The 17,497-nt window shown below is 41.3% G+C and carries 10 protein-coding genes; 4 read left to right on the top strand and 6 right to left on the bottom strand.

The genetic code is table 11. The features are described from left to right. Nucleotides 1–29: 29 nt before the first annotated feature. A complete protein-coding gene (locus ACESQI_RS07680) occupies nucleotides 30–542 on the bottom strand; it encodes a TlpA disulfide reductase family protein (RefSeq protein WP_044157945.1) in 513 nt (170 codons plus the stop codon). 179 nt (nucleotides 543–721) lie between these two features. Beyond that, nucleotides 722–1,570: a hypothetical protein gene (locus ACESQI_RS07675; RefSeq protein ID WP_281962349.1), complete on the bottom strand. Its 849-nt coding sequence runs from the start codon at nucleotides 1,568–1,570 to the stop codon at nucleotides 722–724. A gap of 154 nt (nucleotides 1,571–1,724) precedes the next feature. Between ACESQI_RS07675 and ACESQI_RS07670 the strand changes: the two genes are divergently transcribed. From ACESQI_RS07670 to ACESQI_RS07660, 3 genes are all read left to right on the top strand, one after another. Further along, on the top strand, nucleotides 1,725–3,158 hold the full coding sequence (locus ACESQI_RS07670) for a CCA tRNA nucleotidyltransferase (protein WP_122201858.1): 1,434 nt from the start codon (nucleotides 1,725–1,727) through the stop codon (nucleotides 3,156–3,158). Nucleotides 3,159–3,446: 288 nt separating this feature from the next. Further along, nucleotides 3,447–5,543 carry a WD40 repeat domain-containing protein gene (locus tag ACESQI_RS07665; RefSeq protein ID WP_373125765.1) on the top strand — a complete coding sequence of 699 codons (2,097 nt, stop codon included), beginning with the start codon at nucleotides 3,447–3,449 and terminating at the stop codon, nucleotides 5,541–5,543. 7 nt (nucleotides 5,544–5,550) lie between these two features. Continuing rightward, nucleotides 5,551–8,313, top strand: a complete 2,763-nt coding sequence (locus tag ACESQI_RS07660) for a caspase family protein (RefSeq protein WP_373125668.1) — start codon at nucleotides 5,551–5,553, stop codon at nucleotides 8,311–8,313. A 94-nt stretch (nucleotides 8,314–8,407) separates the two neighbouring features. On the opposite strand, the gene ACESQI_RS07655 is transcribed toward ACESQI_RS07660, so the two are convergent. The 3 genes from ACESQI_RS07655 to ACESQI_RS07645 form a co-directional block, all read right to left on the bottom strand. After that, a complete protein-coding gene (locus ACESQI_RS07655) occupies nucleotides 8,408–9,568 on the bottom strand; it encodes a Xaa-Pro peptidase family protein (protein WP_007487086.1) in 1,161 nt (386 codons plus the stop codon). 271 nt (nucleotides 9,569–9,839) lie between these two features. Continuing rightward, a complete protein-coding gene (gene gdhA, locus ACESQI_RS07650; RefSeq protein ID WP_002562420.1) occupies nucleotides 9,840–11,177 on the bottom strand; it encodes an NADP-specific glutamate dehydrogenase in 1,338 nt (445 codons plus the stop codon). Nucleotides 11,178–11,432: 255 nt separating this feature from the next. Then, nucleotides 11,433–13,547: a prolyl oligopeptidase family protein gene (locus ACESQI_RS07645; protein WP_195349803.1), complete on the bottom strand. Its 2,115-nt coding sequence runs from the start codon at nucleotides 13,545–13,547 to the stop codon at nucleotides 11,433–11,435. 141 nt (nucleotides 13,548–13,688) lie between these two features. Here ACESQI_RS07645 and ACESQI_RS07640 point away from each other — a divergent pair, with 141 nt between their 5' ends. Then, the gene (locus ACESQI_RS07640; protein WP_002562418.1) at nucleotides 13,689–16,658 is read left to right on the top strand and encodes a PEP/pyruvate-binding domain-containing protein; all 2,970 of its coding nucleotides are present in this window, start codon (nucleotides 13,689–13,691) and stop codon (nucleotides 16,656–16,658) included. A 216-nt stretch (nucleotides 16,659–16,874) separates the two neighbouring features. On the opposite strand, the gene ACESQI_RS07635 is transcribed toward ACESQI_RS07640, so the two are convergent. Beyond that, nucleotides 16,875–17,099 (bottom strand): winged helix-turn-helix domain-containing protein, encoded by a 225-nt coding sequence (locus tag ACESQI_RS07635; RefSeq protein WP_085929659.1) that lies wholly within the window; start codon nucleotides 17,097–17,099, stop codon nucleotides 16,875–16,877. Nucleotides 17,100–17,497 lie beyond the last annotated feature (398 nt).

Raw genomic sequence — 17,497 nt, 5'->3', positions numbered from 1 at the left:
ACAAGCGATGGTTTATCTTGAGTTCCGGATTATTCCGGAACTTTGATAAGGTTATTTATTTGTGTACTGATTGTTTCTGCAACAACATTGGAAGAGTCATCGGAAGTGAAAACAATAATCCCCTGGGGAGAGGCAATATAAATGCGAGGTATATTCTGTGAAGCGAACTTCTTGAAAACAGCATCATTCTCCTGGGCGGAATAGGGGATTGTAAGCTGGTTATTAGTCCAGTATTCTGTCAGACTTTCGTATCCCTGAGATCTGCTTATAATTATGAAACGGACAATCTCATTATCTTTGAACTGCTGATAAGCACTTTCTATTTCCGGCAGTTCTTTCCGGCAATCGGGGCATCCGGTATTGACGAATGCAATTAGGCATACCTTACCACGGAGTGTAGCTGTTGATACAATATTTCCACCATTATCCTCTACCGAGAACTCCGGTAAGGTATCTCCCGGTTTTAATGAAAATACATCCGGATCTTCCTGAATACACCTTCCGAAGATGAACAGGAGTGAAATTAACAATGTCAATCTCATGAAAGCTGACGCAATTGTACTTTTAGTATAGGGTATTGAAATTAACATTGCTGACGGTAAATTGAGTGATCTTGTTTTTACTTTGCAAAAGTACGTACTTCATACATACCAAAGTACGTACTTTTATCTATATAAAGTACGTATTTAACACAGTATTAAATACGTACTTTCTTTCTTACTTATTTGGTTTCTTTTTCAGTCGCTTCTTTCTGTTGTTTCTGTTCTATTTTCTTTGTTACAAATTGTATTTTCAGGTTAGCTTCTTCCTGTTCCTTCTTTATTTGCTCGATGGACGACAGTAGTTGTGATAATTCATAAATACCGGCAAGTGCTTGTCTGTCGGCAGAGGTCATGGTAGTAGTATACTTGCGGTCTCCAATGTATTCTACTTTGATATTTTTGTCCCGGTTCAGGTAGAGGAATCCCATTACATTGCCATCTGCCCCCATTTTATAATCTGCTTTTTCTATTTTTTCTCCCAGATCAGTTGTTTCATAACTGTCTTTAGATGCAGGAGTTTCGGCAAAACTACCATCAGGAGCTATTACTTTCACTGCAAAGTGATGAAGGTTACTTCCGCCGCAATAAATAGAAGTCATACTCATCACTCCCTGTTCATTCACTTGAAACCGCAGGAAGGAGCGGTGTAGATTCTTCTCTACCGTTTGGGTAGGCCAGAAGTAGTTACCCGTTTGTTGGTATTCAGCATCTTTTTCCAGTACGTATTTGTTTTTAATCGATTCAAATTCTTTCTGCTTTGTTTGCAAAATACTGTCCAGATAAACCAGGCTCTGCTGTTGTTCTTTTAATTCTATCTGCTGCATCAGGCTTATACCTTCTCTCCGTGCATCGAAAGCTTTGGGATAGAGTATTTTGATACTGTCTATCTGCAATTTGGCTTCGTTGTAATCTCCTTGCTCAAAGGCTGTACGGGCTGTAGTCAGTCTTTCATTGGCTTTTTTTTCTGCTTCGTTACCGCAAGAGGCTAATACAAGCGTGGCACATAGTCCTACAATCAGTTTCTTCATTTTGTTGTTCTTTAGTTATGAATGACAAAAATACAAATTTAGTGTGAAGAGCGTAGCGTGAAGGATGAAAAGTTGTACCTTTGCACTCCAAAAGTAGTAGTTGGCAGTTGGAATTCAATTCCGGCTACTAAATTCTAACTTCTAAATACCAATTATGATAGAGTTGACTCAGGAAGAACTGAAACAGCGATTTAACGATAAGATATTCGGTCAGATTTCAGAAACAGCCGATGCGCTCGGATTAGAGTGTTATGTGGTGGGCGGATACGTCCGCGATATTTTTCTGGAACGCCCTTCTAAAGATGTAGATGTAGTAGTGGTGGGAAGCGGCATTGAGATGGCGCAAGCATTGGGCAAACATTTGGGCAAAGGTGCTCATGTGGCACTTTTCAAGAATTTTGGTACTGCGCAGGTGAAGTATCACGGCACTGAAGTGGAGTTTGTGGGTGCCCGCAAAGAATCTTACCAGCGTGATTCACGAAAGCCCATTGTGGAAGACGGTACATTGGAAGATGATCAGAATCGTCGTGATTTTACGATCAATGCGCTTGCCGTTTGTTTGAATAAAGCACGGTTTGGTGAATTAGTCGATCCGTTTGGAGGGATAAATGATCTGAAAGAAAAGGTTATACGTACTCCGCTTGATCCGGATATAACATTTAGTGACGACCCTTTGCGGATGATGCGTTGCATTCGTTTTGCTACCCAACTTGGCTTCTACATTGATGATAATACTTTTGAATCGTTGTGTCGCAATTGTGAACGGATTAAAATTATTTCGCGTGAACGGATTGCAGATGAACTGAACAAGATCATTCTTTCTCCTGTACCTTCTAAAGGTTTTATCGATCTGGAACGGAGTGGGTTATTGCCACTTATTTTCCCCGAACTGGCAGCGTTGCAAGGAGTAGAAACACGGAATGGGCGGGCACATAAAGATAATTTTTATCATACGCTCGAAGTACTTGATAATATCAGTAAGAAAACGGATAACCTTTGGCTTCGTTGGGCAGCTCTGTTACACGATATTGCCAAACCTGCTACCAAACGGTGGGAACCTAAAATCGGATGGACTTTCCATAACCATAATTTCATTGGTGAAAAGATGATTCCTACCATCTTCCGGAATATGAAATTGCCCATGAACGAGAAGATGAAATATGTGCAGAAAATGGTAAGTCTGCATATGCGTCCTATCGTGATTGCCGATGACGTTGTGACGGATTCTGCCGTGCGTCGTCTGCTTTTTGAGGCAGGAGATGACATTGATGATCTGATGACTTTGTGTGAAGCTGATATCACTTCTAAAAATATGGAGCGTAAACAACGTTTCCTGAATAATTTTAGTTTGGTACGTCAGAAGCTTAAAGATCTGGAAGAGAAAGATCGTATTCGTAATTTTCAGCCTCCGGTAAGCGGTGAGGAGATTATGGAAATATTCGGACTTTCTCCCTGTAAGGAGATTGGTTCGTTAAAAAGTGCTATAAAAGATGCGATTTTAGATGGTATTATTCCTAACGAATATGAGGCTGCCCGTGAACTAATGCTCAAGAAAGCAGAAAGAATGGGACTTAAACCAATAAAGTGAAATAGGGATTCAGAGAAAAGTGCCGGTTGTATTTCACTTAAATACAACCGGCACTTTTTATATATACAACTATTTTATAAAATGCTGTGTTGTAACGGAAAACCGTGATAGTTCTTGTCTTTTTATTTGTTTCTGATGTTATTCTTTTTTCTTTTCTGTTTTATTTTCAAATAAAACTGTCTTTGCAATAAAAAAATACCGTTCATGTTATGGCTGGTTCGATAATTAATGTTTATTTTGCAAAACACATTTAAACATAAACTAAATCATTTTAAAGGTATGAATGGGATGGTACGTGAATTTAGCTCTTGTAGGAGCGTGGCTTTATTGTTTGTATCTACTCTTTTTTGTGGACAAGCGATGGGGCAATTGGTCGAGAAAAGAACCTTTGTTTCACAAAAAAAAATCAATGCATTTGATAATACTACTTTTTGTACGGCCTATTTGTCGGACGGGACAATGTATACGATGCGTGACATTACGATTAGTGATTTAAGGAACATCGATCGTATTGTTTTTAATCCGACAGGAAGTTCACTGGCTGTGTTGCGCCAGAAGAAGCCGGTAGCTATTTTTTCTTTTCGCGACAGGAATAAAAAACTATTTGAACTGAAAGAAAAAAGAAAGGGACTGAAAGAAAAGCCGTTGGCACTGGCAATGTGCTACGGAAGTGATGCACGCAATTTTATTGTATCCAATTCGCTCGGGGAAATTGTGGTGTATGACACGAAAGAATATTTGCCTCAGGCTTATATTCAGGGAGATGCTCCCGCTACTTCGCTGGCGTTGAGTTCTAATAACTATTTTATAGCTTCGGTTGTAGGAAAAGAGGTTGTTATCTGGAATTTTCAGACCCGGGAAAAGCGAAAGTCTATTCCGATGCCGGCGGTAGTGAAAGAAGTTGCTTTTTCTCCGGATGCTTCGCTGTTGGCAGTGACGACGGATGATAAACGGCTCACGATTATTGATACCAAGATTTGGGATAAGGTGGATATCTTTGATAAACTGGGAGGAATGCTGACCTCACCTTCTTTTCATCCGGAAGGAAAATATGTAAGTGTGGTACGCGATAATAAAGATATTATAATAGTCAATCTGAAAAATAGTGTTGTTGAGCAGGAACTACCCGAAGCACAAATAGGTGTTATGGGGACTCGTTTCTTTAAAAATAACCAGAACAGTGAAGTCTTTCTGTTGTCGAACCGCCCTTATCAGATTGTATTCTGGGATGCCAATGGTCTGAATCCTTTCTATGGTAAGATTATGGGTAAAGAGGTGGATGCCAAAATGAACGAATGGGTGAAGATGATGCAGGGTGAATCGATGGAAGATTATGCGATTCGTGTGAATGACGAAAGCCGTTTGAAGCAACAGCAGTTGTTTGCCCAGGAAGTGGCAACCGAACTGGCAGGCGATCGTATCTCTATTGACAATCCGTTCGTGGGCGATTATGATACTTCGAGCAACCTGCTCAATATCGGTTTTAAGGAGTTACCCTCTATCGCATTGGAAGTTCCGGCAGGCGAAGCAGGAGATTTCAATGATGCGAAGAATCTGAAATTTGAGAATGCTGTCTATGTACTGAATGACAAAGATGAATTTGAGCTTGCTTATGTGGAAGTGAAAAATGAAACGACCAATAAGGTGTATATTTATGATAATATCGGGCGTACAAAGCTGACTGCTTTGGAGGCAGATGCCAACTTTGTTCCGCTTGAAATTATGCAGCAGGCTACTCGCGAAGAAGTGCAGTTGAAGGAGATAAAGGAACAGGTGGTGGAAGAGAAAAAACAAGATAAACTGATTACAGATAATACACAGATTAATGTAAAAACAGAAGTAGTGCCGGGTGTGAATGCCGATGGTAAAAAGATTCTGAACTATAAAGTGGGGTATCAGTACGAAGTTATTAATAAGGAGTTTTCTGCAAAAGAAGATTTCCCCTCGGGAGGCTATAACATTGAGAAATCCAATGCTGCTATGTCTTTGATGAAGATTATCAAGAATGCCTTCGAAGGTGATTTCTCTAAATATCTTGCCGAAGGAAAACAGGTAAAAGTGATCATTACCGGTTCTGCCGACGCCAGTCCGATTCGTGGACGTATTGCTTATGATGGCCGTTACGGTGAATTTATGGATGAACCTTATTATAAAGACGGTAATCTGGATAATATAACGGTGACCAAAACATCGGGAATAACCCAGAATGAGCAACTTGCTTTGCTGCGTGCTGCCGGTGTACAAAACTATATTGATAAAAATGTAACAACATTGAATAATACGAAGAACGAATACGAGTATCATGTGGAAGTGGCCAAAGAACGTGGTGGTGAATTCCGAAAGATCAATGTAGAGTTCGTAATTATGGATGCATTCCAACAATAAACAAACAATGAAAAGATTTTTTTTACTGACAATCATTCTCACTGCGGGAGCAGTTGCAGGCAGAGTAGTAGCACAGGATGCTGCCTCTGCTTCCAAACGTGCTAATCAGCAGTATGTGCTTTTTGAAAGTGAGCGCGATAAAGGAACAGACGTAACTGCCATGTATGATTACCTGCTGGATAGTTATGCCAATTTCATTAAAGTGGTGGAGGCACCGGATAACGGTCAGTATCTGGAGGGGGCAAAGAACCGTTTGCGTTCTCTGTATCCCTACCTACTGAACGGAGCGGTGTATTACTCCGAGCAAAAGCAGCCGGCAAAAGCGCTGGATCTTGCTGCTGCTTATATTGATATGCCGCAGTTGCCGGCGTTTAGTAGTGAATTGCTGTCTAAAGACAGCCGTTATGCCTCGGTAGTGTATTACGCAGCTGTTTCGGCCTATAATTTGCAAAAGAATGAACAGGCTCTGAAATATTTCCGGGAGTATTTGAATACAGGTACGGAAGCACAGGAAAAAGACTGCTATGTATATATGAACATGATTTATCAGTCGCAGAAGAAGTATGCCGATCAGGAACGTATCTTGTTGAAAGCAAATGAGAAGTATCCGGTATCGCTCGATTTTTTGTATAATTTGGTTAATGTGTATATTGCTACCAATAATATGGAGAAACTACTGGGAGCAATTGACAAGATTTTGGCTGTTGATCCAAATAATGATAAGGTGTTGCCTATTAAAGCACGCATTCTCGAACGTCAGGGTAAAAATATAGAAGCGCTTGATATCTACAAACGTCTCTATGCACTTTATCCCAATAACTTTGAGTTGATGACCGGTGTGGCCCGTGCTAACTTTAATTGTGCAACGGAAATAGTAAATAACGGTGCTACGATTGCCAATGATACTGAGTATGCATTGGTTCGGCAGCGTGCCTCCAGTTATTTGTTGGATGCAAAAGATCTCTTTTTGAAGATTCTGGAGAAGGACCCCTCTTCCAAACTGTATATGCAGGGGCTTGCTGGAGTTTACCAGTATATGGACATGAAGGCCGAATATGAAGTGCTGAACAAAATAATTGAGGATGGTGCCTCCTATACTTCATTTCCCGGTCGTTTACTGGCTTATAATGAAAGCTTGAAAAATACTGAAAATGTAGTTCGGGAGCAACCATCCGTTCCGGTTCCGGTAGATCCGGCTATGTTAGTGATCCGGGTGGATAGTTTTATCGATGCCAATAATAATAAAGTGATTGATGCCGGTGAAAGCTTTGCTGTTCAGTTTACTGTTGAGAATAAAGGAAAGGGAGATGCTTATAATATTCGTCTCCGCTTGTCCGAACAGCAAGGGTATGATCAGTATTTTGAGGGGCCGCGTGAACTGGATGGAGGAAACATCCCTGCCGGTACTTCCAAAGAGTATACCTTCCGTTATATCGCTAAGAAAGAGATGCCTACTGCATTGGCTAAAATCAATATTTATGCTTTTGAAGCGAATGGATTTGATGCCGATCCTTCTGAATTGATAGTGAATGCACAGGAATATTCGATGCCGCGTTTGCGTATAGCCGACCATCAGTTCTTTGCATCTGAGGGATCTTCGATCACTTTGGGTAAGAATGGTAAACTGACAATTGCCGTACAGAACTTCGGAACAAAAACAGCGCATAACGTAAAACTGAATTTTACACTGCCGAAGAATGTCTATACTACGGATAGTCCGGAAATGACCATTGATAGTATTGCTCCGGGTGATGTGGCGACACTGGACTATGGTTTTCTCGTGAATAAACGTTTCGATGAGGATTCTGTGGCAGTGATGCTGGCAGTGACTGAATCTACGCGTTCGGCTTTTCTGAATGAAGCATATAAAGTGAAAGTGGGTGATTACCTTACTGCGGCAAGTACCATGAATTTAAGCGGAAATGTTATTGCGCGTAAGGCTGTTGCCAAAGACTTCTCGCTTACTTTTAAGAGTGAATTGATGGAAGATATTCCGGTAGGTGCTGTAAACCGTCATCGTTATGCATTGATTATTGGTAATGAAGATTATAGCATGACCGGTGCCAATGCAGAAATCAATGTACCTTATGCCGTGAATGATGCCATGGTATTTCGTGAGTATTGTATTCGTACATTCGGTGTGCCCGATAATCAGATAAAGGTGGTGCCTAATGCTACAGCCGGTATGATGCATGAGCAACTGGATTGGCTGGTAAATATGGCAAGTACTGATCCGGAAGCGGAGCTGATATTCTATTATTCGGGACATGGCAATAATGACGAAGCAACCAAAGAACCCTATTTGTTGCCTGTAGATATTACCGGTAAAAATATCCGCTTGGGTATCTCGTTGGCTGAGTTATATAAAGAATTGGCTACTTATCCGGTGAAGGGTGCGTACGTATTTCTCGATGCTTGTTTCAGTGGTGGCTATAAGAGTGCTGCTCCGCTGCTTGCACAGAAAGGAGTACGCGTAGTGCCGAAAGTAGGATTGCCTCAGGGTAACACTTTGAGTTTCTCTTCGAGTAGTGGTGATCAGACCTCAAGTGTTTATCACGATAAAAAGCAGGGCTATTATACTTACTTCCTGATTAAAACGATTAAGGATGCAAAAGGAAACCTTTCAATGAAAGAACTCTTTGAGAAAACCAGTGCTGCCGTGAAAAAAGCAACTGCCATGATTGGTAAAATACAGGAGCCGCAGTGCATGGTTTCTCCTACATGGACGGAGTGGGAGAATTTAAGGTTGGAAACTCAGATGGAGGAGTAGTGAGGAATGATTAGTGAGTAGTGATAAGTGATTAGTACCGTGCGGCATGATGCGCAGCCTACTAATCACTTATCACTACTCACTAATCACTATTTCAGAGTTCAATAATTTCTTCATTACAGATCGTCAGTTTTTCAACTCCTTCGCTGGTGACAGCCCATGAGTTTTCAATACCAACAGGACCGACACCTGGTAGAACGATTTTGGGCTCTAAAGCAAATACCATACCTGGTTCCAGCTCTTGTTTCATACGTGGTGCAATTACAGGCATTTCGTTAATTTCCAATCCAATGCCATGACCGATGAAACGTGCCTGTTGGCTGATGCCCATGAAGTTTTCTGCAAATCCGGCTTTGGTAACCATCTCAATGGCAGTGTTATACAAATCTTCACATACAGCTCCGGGCTTAGCCAGTGAAGCAACCTCGTTTTGTATATCCAGACAAACCTGATGTGCGGCATAGGCTTTTTCACTTAGTTTACCAATAGAGAACACGCGGCTCATATCGCCCATATATCCGTTGAAGTTACCACCTAAATCTACCATTACGCTTTGGCCTTCTTTCAGCGGAGAGCCATTCACTCCTCCCGGCAGTGCCGGATCGAGCCCTTCACCTCCCAAAGCAAAGTCGTAGGGAGAAGGTGCAGCAGCGTTATCACCAGTCAGTACGCTTCCCATAAAGATTTCCATACTTTGACCGAATACGCGGAAAATACCTAATGATCCTTCCAGGCGCATCAAGCGTTCAATTTCGATGGAAAATTCGCGATCAGTCATTCCCGGACGATAGACAGAAGGAATCCGATCGTATGCTTTGGCATGTGCAATTCCCGAACGACGGAACAATTCTATTTCGATGGCTGTCTTTATACTCCGTGCCTGGCGGATAAGCGGGGTACCATTAACAACTTCTATATCGGGAAACATGGCAGCCAGGCGTACATATTCTGTATAGGGCAGTTCGTCACCTTCGAGCATCAGTTTGGTTGGCATAGGCAATTTTTCCTCTTTCAGGATATCTATGATCTGTTCCGGCTTGCGGACAGAGAAGATATGTTCTCCCGATATATTGTTGGGACGTTTTACAAATAAGCGGGCGGGAGCGTTAAGAGGTAAGTATAAATATCCGCTGACAACGCGGCCATACGTATAGAGCAAGTTTACATTACAAGTGATTAGTGCGGCATCAATGCCTTGTTGAGCCATTAGCCAGCGTATTTTATCGCGGCGCAGTTTTAATTCCGGTTGTAACATCTCATTATTATGTTTTGATTTTGAGATGCAAAGTTAGGCTATTTTAGTTGAAAATGAAACCTTCCGGTAAAAAAGTGCGCTACCCACGTCCTGTCCCAGGAGGAGAGTAGCGCAAACCACAAATACAAATACAACTAAACAAAGTTTTTCTATTTACGATTAAACAATCCGGAGATTTACGATTAGACGATTTACCGTTTACGATTGAAGTTACTTGTGAATAAATAGATGTAATACCAATCGTAAATAGTAAATTGTCCAATCGTAAATCTTAAATAATTCCTTGTCCAAGCATCGCATGAGCCACTTTCATGAATCCTGCAATGTTGGCACCTTTCATATAATTGATATAACCGTCACTTTCAGTACCATATTTTACGCATTGGGCGTGAATATCGTTCATAATCTGATGCAGATTCTTATCTACTTCTTCTGAAGTCCAGGAGATATGCATTGCATTTTGAGTCATTTCAAGGCCGGAAGTTGCTACACCTCCAGCATTGACTGCCTTACCCGGACCATACATGATACGTGCAGCAAGGAATGTATCGATAGCTTCGGGGCGGCATCCCATATTAGACACTTCACCTACACACATCACTCCGTTAGCAACCAATTGTTTGGCGTCTTCTTCGTTCACTTCATTCTGAGTGGCGCAAGGCATAGCGATATCTACTTTCTGTTCCCAAGGTTTTTTACCCGGGTAGAAAGTTGCATTCGGATATTCTTCGGCATAAGGAGCTACAATGTCATTGCCGCTGGCACGCAGTTCGAGCATATAGTCTATTTTCTCACCGGAAATACCATCCGGGTCATAGATGTAGCCGTCAGGACCGGAAATGGTAACCACTTTGGCACCTAATTCTGTAGCTTTAATAGCAGCACCCCATGCTACATTACCGAAACCGGAGATGGCTACTGTTTTACCTTCAAAACTGGTTCCTTTATCTTTCAGCATTTGCTGAACGAAATAGCAGGCACCAAAGCCGGTAGCTTCGGGACGGATACGGGAACCGCCGAACTCCATACCTTTACCGGTGAAAGTGCCAGTATGTTCGCGTGTCAGCTTTTTATACATACCAAACATATAACCAACTTCGCGGCCTCCTACACCTATATCACCGGCAGGTACATCCATATCCGGACCTATATGGCGCCATAATTCGAGCATAAAAGCCTGACAGAAACGCATGATTTCGGCATCGCTCTTTCCACGGGGAGAGAAGTCTGAACCACCTTTACCACCACCCATCGGCAGGGTAGTCAATGCGTTTTTGAATGTTTGTTCGAAGCCCAGGAACTTCAAAATAGAAAGGGTTACAGATGCATGGAAACGGATACCGCCTTTATACGGGCCGATAGCATTATTGAACTGTACACGATAGCCTAAATTGGTTTGTACTTCACCTTTATCATCTACCCATGTTACACGAAACGTAAAGATACGATCCGGTTCGACAAGTCTTTCTATTATTTTGGCTTTTTCGAACTCCGGATGCAGATTGTATATATCTTCAATAGAGAGAAGTACTTCTTTGACTGCCTGAAGGTACTCAGATTCACCGGGATGTTTCGCCTCAAGAGAGGACATAATTTTCTGAATGTTCATAATACTATGTTTTAAAAGGTTTATTCTGATAAAATGTCAGCTACTGACACTGCAAATATAGGAAAACTTTTCTATAAACCTCTTTTTTATGGTGATATTTTGATTAAATAATGATAAAATGACAAAAGTAGGAAGGGATTTACGATTAGACGATCCGGAAATTTACAATTAGACGATTTACGATTTACGATTGAAATTACTTGCAAATAAATGTAATCCCAATCGTAAATTGTAAATCGTCTAATCGTAAATTATTTAAAGTGTTGTTGGATTCATTTCCAAATTATACATAATAAATCCGTATATATCGGCTTGCTCTTCCAGTACTTTTGTCATTGGTTTCCCCGCTCCGTGTCCGGCTTTGCTATCGATGCGGATAAGGGTTGGATTAGTACCGTCATTGCACTCCTGCAAAGTAGCTGCAAATTTGAATGAATGGGCCGGAACTACTCGGTCGTCATGATCGGCAGTAGTAACCATGGTTGCCGGATACTTCGTACCAGGTTTCAGATTATGTAGTGGAGAGTATCCTTTAAGGTATTCGAACATCTCTTTGCTGTCTTCACTTGTTCCATAATCACTGGCCCAGTTCCAGCCGATAGTAAACTTATGATATCGGAGCATATCCATAACTCCCACCTGCGGAATGGCTACTTTGAACAGTTCGGGGCGTTGCGTCATACAGGCACCTACCAGCAAACCACCGTTTGAACCACCTACGATGGCTATTTTATCCGGATTGGTATACTCATTGTTAACAAGGAATTCGGCGGCAGATATAAAATCATTGAACACATTTTGCTTTTCCATCTTAGTACCGGCAACGTGCCACTCTTCACCGTATTCATTACCACCCCGCAGGTTTACCTGTGCATAAATACCTCCATTTTCAAGGAATGGAATGCGGTTGATGCTGAATCCCGGGTTGAGGCTAATGCCAAACCCTCCGTATCCATAAAGAAATACCGGGTTTTGCCCATCTCTCTTCAAGTCTTTTTTATATGTAAGGAACATCGGAATCATAACACCGTCTTTACTGGGGAAGAAGATCTGTTCGGTTATGAATTCGTCCGGGTTGAACTTTACTTTCGGAGCACGATACAGTTCATAAGTATTTGTATCCATATCATATTTATAGGTGGCTCCGGGAGTAGTAAATGAAGTAAAACCAAAAAAGCATTCTTTATCATCTTTGGTGCCGCTGAAACTTATGGAACCTAATGAGGGGAGTTTGATTTCATGTAATCTTTTCCCATTAAGATCATGGACATAAGCGTGGTTGGATGCGTCTTTGTCGTAAGTCAGAAAGAGTTTACCACCAATTATTTCTGCATCGGAAAGAACGTTGCTGCATTCGGGTACAAGTTCTGTCCAGTTTTCCAATATTGGATTGTTGATATCAGCCACCATAATCCGGTTTTTCGGAGCACCGTAATTGGTAAATATATACATTTTGTCACCGATAACCTCTATCGGAGAATATTGGTAATCAAAGTCAGTAGTCAACTGTATAAGTGGTGCATTTGATTTTTTTAAATCCTTTATAAATAAGTTGTTTCCTCTTCCGGCTCCCGATTCATATATAAAGAGAATGCGTTCATCTTTACTTGTGCCGGCCGAATAGAAACGTTTCGGATATGCGGGATTCTCGTATATTAGCTTATCCTCAGCTTGCGGAGTACCGATTTTATGGTAATATATCTTATGGTTTTCATTGACATTAGAGAATTCTTTACCTTTTGCCGGAGCATCGTATGCGCTATAATAAAATCCATCCTTTTGCCAGGCTGCTCCTGTGAACTTGGCCCAGTTAATATGATCTTCGAGCAATTTGCCTGTGGCGGTATCCATTACATAGATCTCGGACCAGTCCGAACCACTACGCGAAATGGTATAAGCTGTATATTTACCATCGTTGGAAAAAGAGAGGCTGGTGAGTGCTACCGTACCATCATCTGATAATTGGTTCGGATCCAGAAAAACACGGGCTTCTCCGTCTAATGAGTCTTGTACATATAATACACTCTGGTTTTGCAATCCGTCATTTTTATAAAAATAGTATTTTCCATGTTTCTTGAACGGAGTACCTATTTTCTCATAATTAGCCAGATCGGTTAAGCGTTTCAGCAGTTGCTCACGGAAAGGTATTTGAGCAAGGTATGCGTTTGTCACTTTGTTTTCTGCTTCTACCCAGGCGGCGGTAGCAGCACTGGTATCATTCTCCAGCCAGCGATAAGGGTCGGGTACTTCTGTACCGAAGTACACATCTATTGTGTCTACTTTTGTCGTTTCCGGGTAGACCAATTTTTTTTGTTGGGATGTACATGACATGACCATAATTCCACTTAATAATAAGACTGTTTTTTTCATTATAAATAGTTGTTTGTAGTGAGAAAAGTACAAATATATACAGAAGCGGTGAAATAACCACCTTTAATTCTATAAAATTCATTTGCATTTCCGGATAAAAAAGGCGAATTTTGTCTTTCAATTTTTAACTACAGGAAATCCATGCTCAGTAAATACAAATTAAATCAGCTTTATTTCAAAGATACGCAGTTTGCCAATTTGATGACGCGGCGTATTTTCAATGTCCTGTTGATAGCCAATCCGTATGACGCTTTTATGCTTGAAGATGACGGGCGTATTGATGAAAAAATTTTTAACGAATATACTTCCTTGTCGCTTCGTTATCCTCCCCGTTTTTCGCAGGTTTCTACAGAAGAGGAGGCTTTGGCACTGCTTGCAAGTATGACATTTGATCTTGTTATTTGTATGCCGGGTACGGGAGATAATGACAGTTTTGATATCGGGCGTCATATCAAGAGTTTGTATGAGCACATTCCTATTGTCATTCTTACTCCTTTCAGTCATGGTATTACAGCACGTATTGCCGATGAAGATCTGAGCGCATTTGATTATGTGTTCTGCTGGCTGGGCAATACCGATCTGCTGGTATCTATCATTAAGTTGATAGAGGATAAGATGAATTTGGAGCACGATGTGGCAGAAGTAGGAGTACAGCTTATTTTACTGGTGGAAGACGGCATCCGTTTCTACTCTTCGGTGTTACCCAACCTGTATAAGTTCGTCCTGAAGCAGAGCCAGGAGTTTTCTACTGAGGCCCTGAATGCTCATCAGCGTACTTTGCGTATGCGTGGACGTCCTAAAATAGTACTGGCACGTACGTATGAAGAGGCTATTACTCTGTATGAAAAATATAAAAACAATATACTTGGGGTGATTACCGATGTGCGGTTTCCTCGTGTAGAGCGTGGGGAGAAGGATGGGTTGGCAGGTATTAAACTTTGTGCTGCCATACGAAAAGAAGATCCGTTCGTGCCCCTTATTATCCAGTCGTCCGAATCGGAGAATTCTTCCTATGCAGCCAAATATGGTGCCAGTTTTATTGATAAGAATTCCAAGAAAATGGATGTGGATCTGCGCCGTATTGTTTCTGACAATTTTGGTTTCGGAGATTTTGTCTTTCGTAACCCCGAAACGGGAGAGGAGATTGCCCGCGTGCGGAACCTGAAAGAGCTGCAAAATATTCTTTTTGCTGTTCCGGCCGAATCATTTTTGTATCACATTTCACGCAATCATGTATCGCGCTGGCTGTATTCGCGGGCTATGTTTCCCGTGGCGGAATTCCTTAAACCTATCACCTGGAATAGCTTGCAGGATGTAGATGCTCACCGGCGGATTATCTTCGAAGCCATTGTGAAGTATCGTAAGATGAAAAATCAGGGAGTGGTGGCTGTTTTTAAGCGCGACCGTTTCGACCGTTATTCCAATTTTGCCCGTATCGGTGATGGGTCTTTGGGAGGCAAGGGACGTGGACTGGCTTTCATTGATAATATGGTGAAGCGTCATCCTGAATTTGAAGAATTTGAGAATGCCCGTGTTGCCATCCCGAAGACGGTAGTACTCTGTACGGATGTCTTTGATGAATTTATGGACATCAATAATCTATATCAGATAGCTCTTTCTGACGCCGATGATGACGTGATTCTGAAATACTTTCTGAAAGCAAAGTTGCCGGACAGACTGGTAGAAGACTTTTTCACTTTTTTTGATGTGGTGAAGTCGCCTATTGCCATTCGTTCCTCTTCATTGTTGGAAGATTCCCATTATCAGCCATTTGCCGGGATTTACAATACTTATATGATTCCTTATCTGGATGATAAGTACGAGATGCTCCGTATGCTTTCCGATGCTATCAAAGGGGTGTATGCATCTGTCTATTTCAAAGACAGTAAAGCATATATGCAGGCTACCTCCAATGTGATCGATCAGGAGAAGATGGCTGTTATCCTGCAAGAAGTGGTGGGTAACCAGTATGGCGACCGCTATTATCCGTCTATGTCCGGTGTGGCCCGTTCGCTCAATTACTATCCGATAGGAGATGAGAAAGCGGAAGAGGGTACGGTCAATCTCGCTCTTGGGCTTGGTAAATACATTGTGGATGGCGGAATGACGCTTCGTTTCTCTCCCTATCACCCCAATCAGGTATTACAGACCAGTGAAATGGAAATAGCTTTAAAGGAGACGCAAACCCGCTTTTATGCGCTCGATCTTAAAAATGCAGGAGAAGACTTTTCTATTGATGACGGATTCAATCTGCTGAAACTTCATGTGAAAGAGGCGGAAAAAGATGGTGCGTTGCGTTACATTGCTTCTACTTATGATCCTTATGATCAGGTGATCCGCGATGGATTGTATCCGGGCGGACGCAAAGTGATCACGTTTGCCAATATTCTGCAACATGATGTATTCCCTTTGGCTCGTATCCTGCAATTGGTTTTGAAACATAGCGAACAGGAGATGCGTCGCCCTGTAGAGATAGAGTTTGCTGCTACTTTGAGTCGTGAACAAGATAAGACGGGTACATTCTACTTGTTGCAGATTCGTCCCATTGTCGATACAAAAGAGATGCTTGACGAAGATCTCACCGCTATTCCGGATGAAGATGTCATTCTGCGTTCTAACAACTCATTAGGACACGGAATCATGAATGAAGTGTGTGATATCATTTATGTTAAGACCGACGGATACAGTGCTTCCAATAATCAGGCTATCGCCTGGGAGATAGAAAAGATGAATCAGCAGTTCTTAAACGAAGGGAAGAATTATGTACTGGTTGGACCCGGACGATGGGGAAGTAGTGATACCTGGCTCGGCATTCCGGTGAAGTGGCCGCATATTTCTGCTGCCCGTGTCATTGTGGAAGCCGGGCTGACGAACTATCGGGTAGATCCCAGTCAGGGAACACACTTCTTCCAGAACCTTACTTCGTTTGGAGTGGGCTATTTCACTATTAATGCTTTTATGAATGACGGTGTTTATAATCAGGACTTCCTGAACGCACAGCCTGCTGTTGAAGAAACGAAATTCTTGCGGCATGTGCGGTTTGAAAAACCAATAGTAGTGAAGATGGATGGTAAGAAAAAGTTGGGAGTGGTGTTGATGCCACAAGATTGATTCTTTTGGTGGCGTTTTACTTTCACTATAGAACGCTAAGAGACAGTTTTGATTTAGCTCTGTTATGTAGTCTGTTTGTTATTGAGTGTGTAATGGAGCTGAATCAAAAGTAACAATATTTTAAACGCAAATATCCCCACATATCCGCTTTATTAAATTTTTAGTAGTGTAGATCATAAAGCAGATTTCCACTTTAAATGTAATTTAGTTTCCACTTTAGCCAAAAGAAAATTCAACATTCTCAATGCTTGCAAAAAGCATTCCCTCTTTTTTTCTTAATAACACTTTGCTTTCTCTGGCCAGCCAACCAATAGCAAGAGCTACATCTTCAAACGTCAAACCCAGCTCATGGCACAAATCGAACATGGAAAGTTCACCTTTTTCATTTAAGATGCGCCACACTTTTCCTGCATTTAAGCCAATTTTATTCTTTTCCATAATGCAAACTTTAAAAGATTAAACAATTTATTTATCTATAATTTAATCATTGTGAGCATATGAAAATAATGTTATACACATTACCTATCCACAAAGATAACATTTTTGCAGAAAAAAGCAAACTTAATCTGTATTAATTGGAAATGATATCATTCTGAGTTGCTCTCATCTTGAAATGATTATATTTATCTTTTTGTAATGATTTAGAGATATAGAAACGGTGTGAAAATGGAAAGATAGGATAGCTTGCAAGGTGGAAAAATATTACAAAGAATGAGGATTGTAAATGCCTGACTATTAGTGTCGTATGTAAGTGGCTTTTTCCTCTACCATTATCTTTGCCATGGAAAACATAGTTCTTTATGAACGTTAATAAGAATAAATTTCTTAATATTGTCTCG

The sequence above is a fragment of the Bacteroides sp. HPS0048 genome (assembly GCF_964240755.1).
In the GTDB taxonomy this organism is placed as follows: Bacteria; Bacteroidota; Bacteroidia; order Bacteroidales; family Bacteroidaceae; genus Bacteroides; species Bacteroides nordii.
The sequence above is the reverse complement of the archived record's forward strand: the minus strand, read 5'-3'. Positions and strand labels throughout refer to the sequence as shown.

Bases quoted from the DNA above. Each gene is read 5' to 3' on its own strand.
- ACESQI_RS07680 (WP_044157945.1), bottom strand. From the start codon at position 542: ATGAGATTGACATTGTTAATTTCACTCCTGTTCATCTTCGGAAGGTGT.
- ACESQI_RS07675 (WP_281962349.1), bottom strand. From the start codon at position 1,570: ATGAAGAAACTGATTGTAGGACTATGTGCCACGCTTGTATTAGCCTCT.
- ACESQI_RS07670 (WP_122201858.1), top strand. From the start codon at position 1,725: ATGATAGAGTTGACTCAGGAAGAACTGAAACAGCGATTTAACGATAAG.
- ACESQI_RS07665 (WP_373125765.1), top strand. From the start codon at position 3,447: ATGGTACGTGAATTTAGCTCTTGTAGGAGCGTGGCTTTATTGTTTGTA.
- ACESQI_RS07660 (WP_373125668.1), top strand. From the start codon at position 5,551: ATGAAAAGATTTTTTTTACTGACAATCATTCTCACTGCGGGAGCAGTT.
- ACESQI_RS07655 (WP_007487086.1), bottom strand. From the start codon at position 9,568: ATGTTACAACCGGAATTAAAACTGCGCCGCGATAAAATACGCTGGCTA.
- gdhA (WP_002562420.1), bottom strand. From the start codon at position 11,177: ATGAACATTCAGAAAATTATGTCCTCTCTTGAGGCGAAACATCCCGGT.
- ACESQI_RS07645 (WP_195349803.1), bottom strand. From the start codon at position 13,547: ATGAAAAAAACAGTCTTATTATTAAGTGGAATTATGGTCATGTCATGT.
- ACESQI_RS07640 (WP_002562418.1), top strand. From the start codon at position 13,689: ATGCTCAGTAAATACAAATTAAATCAGCTTTATTTCAAAGATACGCAG.